Annotated in this window: 11 protein-coding genes; 7 read left to right on the forward strand and 4 right to left on the reverse strand. The window is 38.5% G+C overall.

Annotated features, from left to right (window positions below):
- Positions 1-17 precede the first annotated feature (17 nt).
- Positions 18-1,277 carry an imidazolonepropionase gene (gene hutI / locus ACIQX2_RS06495; protein WP_402847817.1) on the reverse strand — a complete coding sequence of 420 codons (1,260 nt, stop codon included), beginning with the start codon at positions 1,275-1,277 and terminating at the stop codon, positions 18-20.
- The gene (hutU, locus tag ACIQX2_RS06500; RefSeq protein ID WP_402847818.1) at positions 1,270-2,949 is read right to left on the reverse strand and encodes a urocanate hydratase; all 1,680 of its coding nucleotides are present in this window, start codon (positions 2,947-2,949) and stop codon (positions 1,270-1,272) included. The genes hutI and hutU overlap by 8 nt, the downstream gene beginning before the upstream one ends.
- Positions 2,950-3,160: 211 nt before the next feature.
- Here hutU and ACIQX2_RS06505 point away from each other — a divergent pair, with 211 nt between their 5' ends.
- From ACIQX2_RS06505 to ACIQX2_RS06520, 4 genes are all read left to right on the forward strand, one after another.
- Positions 3,161-4,045, forward strand: coding sequence for a DUF4349 domain-containing protein (locus ACIQX2_RS06505; RefSeq protein WP_402849126.1), 885 nt, complete (start codon positions 3,161-3,163; stop codon positions 4,043-4,045).
- A gap of 160 nt (positions 4,046-4,205) precedes the next feature.
- On the forward strand, positions 4,206-6,101 hold the full coding sequence (locus tag ACIQX2_RS06510; RefSeq protein ID WP_402847819.1) for a PrkA family serine protein kinase: 1,896 nt from the start codon (positions 4,206-4,208) through the stop codon (positions 6,099-6,101).
- A gap of 749 nt (positions 6,102-6,850) precedes the next feature.
- Positions 6,851-8,008 carry a sporulation protein YhbH gene (yhbH, locus tag ACIQX2_RS06515; RefSeq protein WP_402847820.1) on the forward strand — a complete coding sequence of 386 codons (1,158 nt, stop codon included), beginning with the start codon at positions 6,851-6,853 and terminating at the stop codon, positions 8,006-8,008.
- The gene (locus ACIQX2_RS06520) at positions 8,008-9,402 is read left to right on the forward strand and encodes a SpoVR family protein (protein WP_402847821.1); all 1,395 of its coding nucleotides are present in this window, start codon (positions 8,008-8,010) and stop codon (positions 9,400-9,402) included. The genes yhbH and ACIQX2_RS06520 overlap by 1 nt, the downstream gene beginning before the upstream one ends.
- Positions 9,403-9,588: 186 nt before the next feature.
- On the opposite strand, the gene ACIQX2_RS06525 is transcribed toward ACIQX2_RS06520, so the two are convergent.
- Both ACIQX2_RS06525 and ACIQX2_RS06530 read right to left on the reverse strand, forming a co-directional pair.
- Positions 9,589-9,720 (reverse strand): YjcZ family sporulation protein, encoded by a 132-nt coding sequence (locus ACIQX2_RS06525; protein ID WP_402847822.1) that lies wholly within the window; start codon positions 9,718-9,720, stop codon positions 9,589-9,591.
- Positions 9,721-10,304: 584 nt separating this feature from the next.
- Complete coding sequence (locus tag ACIQX2_RS06530) at positions 10,305-11,183, reverse strand: SDR family oxidoreductase (RefSeq protein WP_402847823.1); 879 nt, start codon at positions 11,181-11,183, stop codon at positions 10,305-10,307.
- Positions 11,184-11,342: 159 nt separating this feature from the next.
- On the opposite strand from ACIQX2_RS06530, the gene ACIQX2_RS06535 reads away from it, so the two are divergent.
- The 3 genes from ACIQX2_RS06535 (at position 11,343) to ACIQX2_RS06545 (ending at position 13,443) form a co-directional block, all read left to right on the forward strand.
- The gene (locus tag ACIQX2_RS06535; protein WP_402847824.1) at positions 11,343-12,065 is read left to right on the forward strand and encodes a gamma-glutamyl-gamma-aminobutyrate hydrolase family protein; all 723 of its coding nucleotides are present in this window, start codon (positions 11,343-11,345) and stop codon (positions 12,063-12,065) included.
- Between the two features lie 68 nt (positions 12,066-12,133).
- Positions 12,134-13,219: a threonine aldolase family protein gene (locus ACIQX2_RS06540; RefSeq protein WP_402847825.1), complete on the forward strand. Its 1,086-nt coding sequence runs from the start codon at positions 12,134-12,136 to the stop codon at positions 13,217-13,219.
- A gap of 56 nt (positions 13,220-13,275) precedes the next feature.
- Positions 13,276-13,443, forward strand: a complete 168-nt coding sequence (locus ACIQX2_RS06545) for a hypothetical protein (protein WP_402847826.1) — start codon at positions 13,276-13,278, stop codon at positions 13,441-13,443.
- The last annotated feature ends 62 nt before the right edge of the window (positions 13,444-13,505 follow it).

Below are 13,505 nucleotides of genomic sequence, written 5' to 3' on the forward strand. Positions count from 1 at the left end.
TTGAATTAATTGCATTTTTAACCGACCACCTTTACTCCTTTTTTCCATACGCTGTTCACATGATTTACCCCAAATAAGTACTGCAGTTGCTGGTAATTTGGAACATTCCAAAGTACAATATCTGCTTGTTTACCGATTTCTAGAGAGCCGATTTTATCCTCCATTTTTATAGCGCAGGCAGCATTATAGGTTGCTGCACATAAGCTTTCAGCCGGAGTAAGTTTCATCGAAATACAGGCTAAATTCATCACGAGTGGCATAGACGTGGTAGGGGAGGAACCAGGGTTGCAATCGGTTGAAATCGCCACAGGTACGCCAGCGTCAATCATTGCTCGACCTCTGGCAGCAGTTTCTCGTAAATACAAAGCAGTTGCGGGCAATAGACATGCGATAACACCTTTCTTAGCCATTGCGGCAATACCAGTATCGGATGCTTTCAATAAATGCTCAGCGGAAATGGCTCCAACCTCTGCTGCAAGCTCAGCACCACCATAAGGCTCGATTTCATCCGCATGAATTTTAGGAGTTAGTCCAAGGTTTCTCCCAGCCACTAAAATTCGCTTAGATTGCTCTGGGGTAAAGACGCCTACTTCACAAAATACATCATTGAACTGAGCGAGCTTCTCTTCAGCCACCTGTGGTAGCATTTCATTCACGATTAAATCAACGTATTGATCCTCCTTGCCTTTAAATTCAACTGGAACAGCATGTGCTCCCATAAAGGTCGGAACAATATCAATTGGATGCTCAATCTGCAAGCGTTGCATAACTCGAAGCTGCTTTAGCTCCGTTTCCATATTTAAGCCATAGCCACTTTTCCCTTCGATAGTAGTGACGCCGTGAGTTAAAAAAGAATTTAGTCTTTTCTCGGTTTGGTCAAAAATTTCCTCTTCCGTTGCTTCCCGTGTCATGCGACTAGTCGCATGTATACCTCCACCTGCATTCATAATATCCATATATGTTGCGCCTTCTAAACGCATTTCAAATTCGTGCTCACGACTTCCGCCGTATGCCACATGGGTATGTGGATCAATAAGTCCAGGTGTAACTAGTTTTCCAACAGCCTCAATGATTTCCGCTTCAGTTATTCTATTGTTATACCTTTTTTTAAGCTCCTCTGTTGTTCCGATAGCTTGAATTACGCCATTTTCAAGCCATATACTTCCATCTTCTATAATAGAAAGCTCACTCATGGCTACTTTCGTTCGTGGACCCTTATGTTCACTAGCCATGGTAACTAGTTGAGATGCATGTTTGATCCAAACGGGTTTACTCATGAATTTTAGTCCTCCTTTCCATCATTGGGATATGAACACCTTTAGCACGTGCAGTTTTTTCTGCAAGCTCATAACCAGCATCAAAATGACGAACAATTCCCATACCTGGATCTGAAGTGAGAACTCGTTCTAATCTTGCTTCAGCTTCTTTTGTTCCATCAGCAACTATGACCATACCAGCATGAATAGAATATCCCATACCGACCCCACCGCCATGATGAACAGAAACCCATGTTGCTCCGCCGACAGCATTAATCATCGCATTAAGTATTGGCCAGTCTGCAACAGCATCCGAGCCATCTTTCATCGCCTCTGTTTCACGATTTGGGGAAGCCACTGAGCCTGAATCTAGGTGATCTCGCCCAATGACGATTGGTGCACTTAATTCACCTGAAGCAACCATATCATTTATAATTTTCCCGAAGCGCGCTCTTTCGCCATAACCTAACCAGCATATGCGAGAGGGAAGACCTTGGAATTGAATTTTTTCACGTGCCATTTTAATCCAGTTGCATAAATGAGTGTTATAGCTAAACTCACGTAAAATTACCTCATCTGTTTTATATATGTCTTCAGGATCACCCGACAATGCGACCCATCTAAATGGACCTTTGCCTTCACAAAACTGTGGTCGGATATAAGCAGGGACAAATCCAGGGAAGTCAAACGCTCGATTGAACCCTTCATCCTTGGCCACTTGGCGAATATTATTACCATAATCGAATGTTATCGCTCCTTTATCCATTAACTCGACCATAGCGCGTACGTGCGTGAACATGGAGGATTTTGATAGCTTGAGATATTCATCAGGATTTTCTTTACGTAAAGCTGCTGCATCCTCCAAAGAGGTTTGGGAAGGGATATAGCCATTTAATGGATCGTGCGCTGAAGTTTGATCGGTCAATACATCCGGTGTAAAACCACGAGCAATCATTTCAGGCAGGATATCTGCCGCATTTCCAACAAGCCCTATAGATAGAGGTTTACCAGCTGATTTGGCTTGTTCTGCTAGTTGAATAGCCTCATCTAATGTATGCGCTTTCAAATCTGTGTAGCGTGTTTCGATGCGTCTATCTATTCTCGTTTCATCTACTTCAATGGCAATACATACTCCACCATTCATCGTAACTGCTAATGGCTGGGCTGCTCCCATACCACCTAACCCGGCCGTAAGCGTAATGGTGTTTTTTAATGTTCCATTGAAATGCTGTTTAGCAAGTTCAGCAAATGTTTCGTAGGTGCCTTGAACAATTCCTTGGGAGCCAATATAAATCCAACTGCCAGCAGTCATTTGTCCATACATCATTAATCCTTTTTTATCGAGTTCATGAAAATGCTCCCATGTGGCATACGCTGGTACTAAATTTGAGTTCGCAATTAAAACACGTGGGGCATCAATGTGTGATTTGAATACTGCAACTGGTTTTCCAGATTGAACAAGCAATGTCTCATCATTTTCGAGTTTTTTTAAGGAGCGAACTATTGCGTCAAAAGCTTCCCAGTTACGCGCTGCCTTTCCAATGCCACCATATACAACTAAGTCTTCAGGATGCTCCGCTACTTCTGCGTCTAAATTGTTCATAAGCATGCGAAGTGCCGCTTCCTGTAGCCAACCTTTTGTATTCAACTTGGTTCCTCTATAACGAATAACCCGATCGTTTGCTTTTCCCATTTAAATACCTCCTCGGTTTCTTCTTCTATTCTATCGAAATATTAAAACTATTTAAGTGTTTTTGTGAAAAAAGTAAAAATTTCTCATCTGCTAACTGAGTACTTTATTAGCATAGTAGTGTACTGTGAAAGTGAAATGAAACTCTTTCCAATATTATCCGTCTGATTATTCAGATATATATATATAAGGGGGAAATTATATTTTGAAGAAAGTGTGGTTATTGTTAGTCACTATAAGCCTTTTCGGGTTATTAGCAGCCTGTAGTAGTAATGAAGATTCAGCTAAAATGAGTACTGAAGAAAGTGAAAGTGCATCTGATTCGGCTGAATTTGCAACTGAAGAAGCAAAAAGTGAAGAAGCAGACATGGAACAAGAAAATGCAAGTGCAACAGCCGATATTGCAACACCTAACAATCGAATGATTATTCATCAGGCTAGAATTAGCACGACAGTAAAGGACTTAGAAAAGGCTCAGCATAATATGGAGCTAAAGGTGAAGAAGTATGATGGTTATATAGTAGAATCCAATGTGTATATGGAATCTGACGAAACAAGTACTGGGAATATGGTGGTGCGAATTCCAGAGAAGCATTTTGAAACATTTTTGTCCGAAGCAGAGGCAGAAGCAACCAAAGTCTTGGAGAAAAATGTAACAGGACAGGACGTAACCGAGCAATACGTAGATTTAAGCTCTCGAGTAAAATCGAAACGTGCAGTAGAGGAGCGCTTACTAGCGTTTATGAAAGATGCAGGAAAAACAGAGGACTTACTTAAAATTTCCACTGACTTAGCAAAGGTACAAGAAGAAATAGAGGTATTAGTAGGTAAAATAAATTATTTAAAAAACCAGACATCCTTTTCCACCATAGAATTAACTATGAATGAAAGCCGTGTCGTCATTCCGGAAATAGAAAACAAAGAATTAAATACATGGGAAAAAACAAAAAAGCAATTTATAACAAGTACAAATTCACTTTTGTCGATAGGCTCAGGAATAATAGTATTTCTAGTGGGAAATTTACCCGTTTTAGTGCTTTTAGCAATTATTGCTGCTTTAGTAATTTGGGGAATTAAGAGGAGGAAAATAAAAGAATAAAATTCTACAATCGGCTATTCTAATGTGAACAACCCCATAAACAATGAGTAAAGCATCTCTTCATTACCTAAGAGATGCTTTATTCGTGTAGAGAAATTGGTATCATAATTTCTAAAACTTCATACTATGGTATAAATAACTCCCATGAATGGAGGGAAACATGGACATTTTAAACAAAGTAAGAAATTACCGAGAAGAAGAGAACCAGCTCAAGTGGGAAGGTACGTTTAGAGAATTTTTAGCGATTGTGAAGGAACGTCCAGAGGTTGCCCAAACGGCACATGCACGGGTTTATAGCATGATAAAAAATGCAGGACTTAGAGAACTAGAAAACAAAAAACAATTTACTTTTTTTGAAAAAGAGATTTTTGGATTAGAGGAAGCATTAGAGCGATTAGTAGAAGAATATTTTCATCCTGCTGCTAGAAGGCTAGATGTACGAAAAAGAATATTATTATTAATGGGACCTGTAAGTGGAGGGAAGTCTACTATTGTAACACTTTTAAAACGAGGATTTGAACAATATTCTCGTACAGACGAGGGAGCGGTATATGCTATTAAAGGCTGTCCAATGCATGAAGATCCGCTGCATTTAATCCCACAGCATTTACGTGAAGACTTCTTTGATGAATATGGAATACGTATTGAGGGTAGTTTGTCTCCTTTAAACTCGATGAGGCTTGAAAAAGAATATGGTGGGCAAGTAGAAGATGTCATGGTGGAGCGTATTTTCTTTTCTGAAGACAAACGAGTAGGGATTGGTACGTTCACTCCCTCTGATCCCAAATCTCAGGATATCGCTGACTTAACTGGATCTATAGACTTTTCTACAATTGCAGAATACGGTTCAGAGTCAGATCCTCGCGCGTATCGCTTTGACGGAGAACTGAATAAGGCAAACCGAGGAATGATGGAATTTCAAGAGATGCTAAAATTGGATGAAAAATTTCTTTGGCATTTATTATCGTTGACGCAAGAAGGGAATTTTAAGGCAGGACGCTTTGCATTAATCAGTGCGGATGAGTTGATCGTAGCGCATACGAACGAAACAGAGTACCGTTCATTTATAGCCAATAAAAAGAATGAGGCCTTACATTCTCGTATTATCGTCATGCCCATTCCTTATAACCTGAAGGTCAGCCAGGAAGAGCGAATATATGAAAAAATGATTAGGGAAAGTGATATGACACATGTTCATATTGCTCCACATGCACTCAGAGCTGCAGCAATTTTTTCCATACTGACGAGACTTGCGATTCCGAAAAAAACAGGGATAGATCTCGTAAAAAAAATGCGGCTATACGACGGTGAAAATGTGGAAGGCTTTAATGACATCGATGTGGAGGAATTGAAGAAGGAATACCAAAACGAAGGGATGAACGGTATTGATCCGCGGTATGTGATCAACCGTATTTCCTCTGCAATTATTCGTAAAGAAGTGCCTTCTATCAATGCACTAGATGTGTTGCGTGCCTTAAAGGAAGGGCTTGATCAGCACGCATCTATCTCTGATGAAGATAAAGAGAAATACATGAATTATATCGCAATTGCGCGCAAGGAATACGATGAAATAGCGAAAAAAGAAGTACAAAAAGCATTTGTTTACTCGTACGAAGAGTCAGCCATTACACTGATGAATAATTATTTGGATAACGTAGAGGCTTTCTGTAACAAGAACAAAATGAGAGATCCATTAACTGGGGAAGAGATGAACCCCGATGAAAAACTAATGCGCTCGATTGAAGAACAAATTGGCATTTCCGAAAATGCAAAAAAAGCATTCCGTGAAGAAATTCTCATTAGATTATCGGCATACGCTAGAAAAGGAAAACGTTTTGAATATAATTCGCATGAGCGTTTACGTGAAGCTATCCAAAAGAAATTGTTTGCTGATTTGAAGGATGTTGTGAAAATTACAACTTCCTCCAAAACCCCTGATGAAGCACATCTGAAGAAAGTAAATGAAGTAGTAGCAAGATTAATAGATGAACATGGCTATAATTCCACATCAGCCAATGAGCTATTAAAATATGTTGGTAGTTTACTTAATCGATAGTCGTAATTGAGACAGTTAAAAGGCAATTCCATCACCGGTTATTCGGTAATGGATGCCTTTTTTAAAAGATAAAAAGTATATAAAAATGTGTCGTGAAAACTAGGTTTAAGAGACTAGTATGAAAAAGAATCCTATGATTTCCGTTTCAGGTGGAGTACAAAGGAGAAAAGCGCAAAAACGCGATCGCAGCGCCTTCGTGACCAACATCCTTTTGGCAACCGCGGGGTGAGCGATGAGCCATCACCGTCGCTTTGCGCCGCTTTGATGTCTCATCTGTCTCACTCATCCCGCCGAAGTCGCCACCTGTAACGAAGATCAATCCATGTGTAGTACTACACGAAAAGATTTGGCATAGCAAATCGCTAACATAAAAAGATTGGGCAGATTTTTGTGATTAGTATCAATTACTTGTAATCCTTTATGAATTATAAATGCTACCAAATAATAAGAAAAATCACTTATTTGTGTGATGTTGAATTTAACTTTCAGAATAAGAAGTGGTTTTGTTGATTGAAGCGCAGGTAGGCGACTCCAGTGGGACAGCACAAGGGAGAGACTATAGGCTTGAGCCGTTCCCAAGGAAAGCGTCCGGCCTTCGCTACAATCAACGGTATATCTAGGTTTTTGTTCTTAAAAGACCGGTCGTCTTTTTGACCGGTTTTTCTTATTAACTCCTATATTTTTCATTTTCATCTGCAATAAGAATGATAACCAGGCATATGATAAAAAATAGGTAGGTGTTGAGAAAAATGGAGAATAAAGAAGCAAAACAATTTGTCGTTTCTCAGGAAAACTGGTCCTTGCATCGAAAAGGACATCAAGACCAACAACGCCATATGGAGAAAGTGAAAGAAGCGATTCAAAACAACTTGCCCGATTTAATCAGTGAAGAAAATATCATTATGTCTAATGGACGAGAAGTCATTAAAATTCCGATTCGTTCATTAGATGAATATAAAATTCGATATAATTATGATTCATCCAAGCATGTTGGGCAAGGTAATGGAGATAGCCAAGTAGGGGACGTTATTGCAAAAGGCTCTGGAGATGAACAGGGTAATGCAGGTCAAGGGAAACAGGCCGGCGACCAAGCAGGTCAAGATTATTATGAAGCGGAGATATCCATTGCAGAAATAGAGCATGAGCTTTTTAACCAAATGGAATTGCCTAACTTAGAAGAGAAGGAACAAGCGGAAATTACAACAGAACATATCACTTTTAACGATATACGGAAAAAAGGCCTTATGGGTAATATTGATAAAAAGCGAACGATTATGACAGCTATTAAGAGAAATGCAATGAAAGGGAAGGCAGAAATAATGCCTATTCATCAAGATGACTTGCGTTTTAAAACATGGGATGAAGTCGTAAAGCCAGAATCGAAGGCAGTTGTATTAGCAATGATGGATACTAGTGGTTCGATGGGGAAATTTGAAAAGTATTGTGCCAGAAGCTTTTTTTTCTGGATGACAAGATTTTTACGCTCTCAATATGAAACGGTGGAAATTGAATTTATTGCCCATCATACGGAAGCAAAAGTTGTAACGGAGGAAGCATTTTTTTCAAAAGGAGAAAGTGGAGGTACGATTTGCTCCTCGGCATATTCGAAAGCCCTAGAGCTCATTAAGGAGAAGTATAGTCCCTCCCGATATAACATTTATCCTGTACATTTTTCTGATGGAGAGAATATGACCAGTGATAATATGAGATGTATTCAACTAGTGAATGAACTAATGGATGTTTCCAGTATTTTTGGCTACGGCGAAGTAAACGCACATAGCAGATATTCCACCTTAATGAATACCTATAAAAAAATTGAAAATCCAAAGTTCAGATACTATGTATTGAAGGAAAATCAAGATGTCTACGAAGCGCTAAAGCGTATTTTTCAAAAGGGAGCCAAGTAATGGAGAGAAAACTACAACATGCCATTGCGGAAATTACTGAAATTGCCACTTCGTTCGGCCTCGATACGTATCCCATGAGGTATGAGATTTGCCCCGCAGATATCATTTATACTTTTGGTGCGTACGGCATGCCCACACGTTTTGCTCATTGGAGCTTTGGTAAACAATTTCATAAGATGAAGATGCAATATGATTTCGGGCTCAGTCAAATTTATGAATTAGTAATTAATTCAGATCCATGCTACGCGTTTTTATTGGATACCAATAGCCTTATACAAAATAAGCTTATAATTGCACATGTACTCGCCCATTGTGACTTTTTCAAGCATAATGTCCGTTTCTCTAATACACGTAGAGATATGGTGGAAAGTATGACCGCAACCGCGGAACGAATTGCAGCCTATGAGAGACTATATGGAAAAGACGAGGTTGAGAGTTTTTTAGACGCAGTATTAGCAATACAAGAACACATCGATCCGTCTATTATGAGACCAAAATTGCCGGTTTACGATGACGAGGAAGAAATAGAGGTAGTAAGAAAAACAGATTATGATGATTTATGGAAATTGGATCATCGAGAAGATATAACAAGATTGGTGCTTCCGTATCGAAAAAAATTCCCTCCGAAACCCGAAAAAGACCTGCTTCTTTTTATAGAGGAATACAGCAGTGAGTTAGAGGAATGGCAACGGGATATTTTAACTATGATGCGAGAGGAAATGCTCTACTTCTGGCCGCAATTAGAAACAAAGATAATGAATGAAGGTTGGGCTTCCTATTGGCACCAACGTATATTAAGAGAAATGGACTTAACGAGTGATGAAACAATTGAATTTGCCAAGTTAAATGCCAATGTAGTGCAACCTTCCAAAACAGGTATCAATCCATATTATTTAGGTGTGAAAATTTTCGAAGATATAGAAAAGAGATATAATAATCCAACAAAGGAAATGAAAGATTTAGGAATTGAAATTAATTCTGGTCGAGAGAAAATGTTTGAAGTACGAGAAATAGAATCAGACATATCTTTTATTCGAAATTACTTAACAAAGGACTTAGTCAAACAGGAAGACTTATATCTATTTGAGAAGAAGAATGGAAACTATGAAATAACAGATAAGGATTATGAAAATGTCCGTGACCAACTTGTGTCTATGAGAGTGAATGGAAGCTTTCCTTATATTGTAGTAGAAAATGGGGATTATATGAGGCTTGGTGAGTTATATTTGCATCATGGATATGAAGGAACGGAACTAGATCCTCATTATTTGGAAAATGTTCTACCGTATATTCGTCAATTATGGGGGCGGACCGTACATTTGGAAACGGTCGTAGAAGGGAAACAGGTGTTATATTCGTTTGATGGTAAAAAAGTTTCGAAAATGAATATATAAAATGAAAACGAGATTCTGCATAAAGAGAATCTCGTTTTTCTCTATAGATAATAATTTAGCGTCTCATTTGCGATATGCAACATTCAACTTGTGATTTGTCACGGTGAACTTGCGAATTGTCTTTATCAACTTGCGGTTTACCGGGTTGAAGTTGCGATTCGCACCACTCAACTTGCTATTCGCCTTTTAATAACCGGAGTCACCATAGCCACACATAAAAGAAGCACCTACAATAATAAGCAAAATGAATAAAACAACAATCAGTACAAAGCCTGAACCAGACCCACTAGCACCATCGTAACCATTATTACCTGACATATTAATCATCCCTACTTTCTTTGTGATAATAATAGAGTATTAACAAAACTAAAATTTATCAGGGCTACAAGGTAAAAAAGGTATTAAAAACATAAAAAATGCTCAGAGAAAAATTCACTCTGGGCATTTTTTCCGTACTTTCGTCCAGACTCAAGTGCCTAGTTCACTTGAGTCGCTTAGACCGACTACCTAGACATAGGTGCTTAGAGCTTTTGTTTAAAGATAAGAAAGTATATAAAAACATCTCGTAAACACTGGGTTCAAGGGACTTATAAGCATGAATAATCATATGATTTTCGTTACAGCGCACTTTCATGTTTCAAAGCTAGCGTAGCGATGCAGAAACAGGTGGACGCTTTCTAGTTAAGCAAAGGCTAATTTTATACTATATAATATGCATATTTCCTTATATTAAGGGTTTATTGTTGATTGTAGTGCAGGTGGCGACTCCAGTGGAAAGCACGAGGGAGAGACTACTGGCTCGAGCTGTGCCCATGGAAAGCGTCCGACCGAAGCGGAAATCAATAGCATATCTAGGTTCTAGTTTTTTAAGAACGGGCGTCTTTTTGCTCGGTTTTTGTTCTTTAAGAACCTACAAAATCTCCGCCATTTACATGAATCGTTTGACCAGTCATATAACTAGAATCAGTGGATGCTAAAAAAACATAAGCTGGTGCATTTTCTGCGGGTTGCCCGCGGCGACCAATTGGCGTATTAGCTCCATGCTGTTTCACCTTTTCTTTATCGAAGGTAGCAGGGATGAGTGGCGTCCAAATGGGACCTGGGGCAACTGCATTTACTCTAATTCCCTTATCGATTAGGTTTAAAGCTAACGAACGCGTAAAGGTTGTTATTGCTCCTTTAGTAGCAGAGTAATCGATCAGCTCGGGCGAACCATTGTAGGCTGTAATAGAGGAAGTATTAATGATTGTATCCCCTTTTTTCATATGCGGCAGTGCTGCCTGGGATAAATAAAACATCGAATAAATATTGGTAGAGAATGTTTCCTGTAATTGATCAGGAGTTATGGCTAGAAAGTCCTCTGTTGGGAACTGCTTTCCTGCATTATTTACTAATACATTCAGTTGCCCGAACTCCTCCATCACTTTATCTATTGTTTGTTGACAGTTTTCATCATCACTTAAATCAGTTTTAATGGCTAATGCTTTTCCACCATACTGTTCTATTAGCTTTGCCGTTTTATCTGCATCGGGCTGCTCGTCTTCATCTAAGTAGACAATTGCGACATTTGCGCCTTCCTTCGCAAATGCAATCGATACAGCGCGACCTATACCACTATCTCCACCTGTAACTAAGGCAACTTTGCCAGTTAATTTTCCAGATCCTTTATAGTTCTGGTCATCAAAAATAGGCTCTGGGTTCATTTCCTCTTCAATACCTGGTTGCTGTTGCTGTGTTTGACCAGAAACTTTATTGTCTATTTTCTCGTATTTATCTGCCATTATGAATTCCTCCTTTAACTTAGTTGTTTCAATTATTCCCTTCAAAAATAAAAACAAACGTCAAAGTGAGGATTTGTTCGAATAGTCCGTTACGTTTTTTATCATTACCAAGCGGGTATATATAGAGAGAATATACTTAAGAGAGAAGAGAGAATATATATGAAACCAATAATAGGAATTACTACAGAAGTTCAACCAGATGGCTGTTATTTTATGCCTCCAGTTTACGCAAATGCTATAGTACAAGCAGGAGGAATCCCTATCTTAATACCTTTAGTCCCTGAGGAAGACATAGATGAGCTAAGTAAACGGCTAGATGGTCTTTTTGTAACAGGTGGAGAGGATATTGATCCAGGTTATTATGATGAAGTTCCTCATGTGCATTTAAAGCAGATTACTCCCCAATTAGATGAAATGGAATACAAACTAATTCAAAAAATGCTGCAATTAGATAAACCTTATATCGGTGTATGCCGTGGATTACATATGTTAAATATCGTTCAAGGTGGATCACTGTATCAATCCATTCATTCGCAACGGGAAGAACCGGTAATGCAACATCTTCAAAAGGCTATTAGGACGCATAGATCGCATCCGGTCAAACTAGAAAAGGGTAATCGAATTTATGATTTCCTGCAGGAGGAAGAATTTAAAGTGAACTCTTTTCATCATCAGGCTGTCAATAAAATTGGTAAAGGATTAGAAATACTTGCGAAAGCCTCAGATGGAATAGTAGAGTGTTTAGAAAGTAAAGAGCATAGCTTCGTTTTTGGCTTTCAGTGGCACCCAGAGGAATTTGCCGTTGATGGCGATGAACCATCTAAACGTATATTTAAAGCATATATAGATGCAGCGTTAGAGCGCAAAGATAAAAATAAATAACTTGAATACTTTCCGTACTGAAATGATAAAATGAGAAGAAAATTCCTAAATTACGGGAGGAAAAGGATATGATTGAAAGTATTTCTTTAATTGAAGCATATAAACAAACGCAATATCAAATAGCTGGAAATGGAAAAAGAAATATTCAAGTTCTAAAAGATGCCTTTGAAAAGATAGAGGGAGAGCAAGAAAGTGATATATACGGAAATGGGGAAGTTATTGAGGCATTTCAAGTGAAGATGGCTACTTATTTAGGGAAGGAGTCTGCTGTATTCTTCCCCAGTGGTACAATGGCTCAACAAATAGCCTTACGAATTTGGTGCGACGAAAAAGAGGTGAAGAAAGTCGCATACCATCCATTAAGCCATCTAGAAATTCATGAAGAGGATGGGTTAAAGGAATTGCATCATATAGATACAGTTTTACTTGGTGAAGAAACAGGCTTAATAGGATTAGAGGATGTCCTAAATTTAGATCAAGAAATAGCCTGTTTGTTACTAGAACTGCCTCAGCGAGAAATTGGTGGACAGCTCCCGGACTACAAAATGATTGTAGAAATCTCGGAGTATTGTAAAGCAAACGGTATCAGATTGCATTTAGACGGAGCAAGACTTTTTGAAATTCTTCCATACTACCAGAAATCGGCAGCAGAGGTTTGTGGTCTATTTGATAGTGTATATATATCCTTTTATAAAGGACTTAGTGGATTAGCTGGTGCTATTCTTGCGGGGAACAAAGAGTTTACACAACAATCGAAAGTCTGGAAGCGTCGACACGGTGGAGATTTAATAAGCCTTTATCCGTACATCATAAGTGCGAATTATTATTTTGATAAGAGAATTTCAAAAATGGACCAATATTATGAAAGTGCAAAAGAATTAGCGGCACTATTCAATTCATGTCCCTTCATCCAAACTAAACCAGTTGTTCCCGTATCTAACATGTTTCATGTACATATAAACCGAACCAAAGATCAGGTAGAAGCTGTACTCAAAGAAATATACAACAAAACAAGTGTAGGCTTGACTAGCTATCTTAGAGAAACTAACCAATCTAGCTATAGTTTTGAAGTGAGTGTCGGGGATCAATACAGTTCCATACCAAAAGATAAATTACATGATGCATTTCAATTACTTCAAGTTAATCTTCAGTAACCGATGAATAATATCGAAGAACTTACACACCTTATTCTTCATGGAGGTGAAATTTCATGTCGCAGAAAAACAACAAAAACAAGAGTAATTCATTAGACCGTGAAGAATTTGGTTTCGGATATGATGTCAGTCCAGATGATTTAGATGTATATGTGCAAAACAATAATGATCAAAAAAAGAAAAATAACGAAATCAAGTCTAATAAGAACAAACGAGAAAAATAACAATATGTATCCCATTCACAAGACGGCACAAGTTTTGGAATGGGCTTTTTTTAGTGTTCCCA

It is taken from the genome of Psychrobacillus sp. NPDC096623, assembly GCF_044762655.1.
Taxonomy (GTDB): Bacteria; Bacillota; Bacilli; order Bacillales_A; family Planococcaceae; genus Psychrobacillus.

Excerpts from the sequence above, each read along its gene's own strand:
- hutI (WP_402847817.1), bottom strand. The coding sequence starts at position 1,277 with ATGAGTAAACCCGTTTGGATCAAACATGCATCTCAACTAGTTACCATG.
- hutU (WP_402847818.1), bottom strand. The coding sequence starts at position 2,949 with ATGGGAAAAGCAAACGATCGGGTTATTCGTTATAGAGGAACCAAGTTG.
- ACIQX2_RS06510 (WP_402847819.1), top strand. The coding sequence starts at position 4,206 with ATGGACATTTTAAACAAAGTAAGAAATTACCGAGAAGAAGAGAACCAG.
- yhbH (WP_402847820.1), top strand. The coding sequence starts at position 6,851 with ATGGAGAATAAAGAAGCAAAACAATTTGTCGTTTCTCAGGAAAACTGG.
- ACIQX2_RS06520 (WP_402847821.1), top strand. The coding sequence starts at position 8,008 with ATGGAGAGAAAACTACAACATGCCATTGCGGAAATTACTGAAATTGCC.
- ACIQX2_RS06525 (WP_402847822.1), bottom strand. The coding sequence starts at position 9,720 with ATGTCAGGTAATAATGGTTACGATGGTGCTAGTGGGTCTGGTTCAGGC.
- ACIQX2_RS06530 (WP_402847823.1), bottom strand. The coding sequence starts at position 11,183 with ATGGCAGATAAATACGAGAAAATAGACAATAAAGTTTCTGGTCAAACA.
- ACIQX2_RS06535 (WP_402847824.1), top strand. The coding sequence starts at position 11,343 with ATGAAACCAATAATAGGAATTACTACAGAAGTTCAACCAGATGGCTGT.
- ACIQX2_RS06540 (WP_402847825.1), top strand. The coding sequence starts at position 12,134 with ATGATTGAAAGTATTTCTTTAATTGAAGCATATAAACAAACGCAATAT.
- ACIQX2_RS06545 (WP_402847826.1), top strand. The coding sequence starts at position 13,276 with ATGTCGCAGAAAAACAACAAAAACAAGAGTAATTCATTAGACCGTGAA.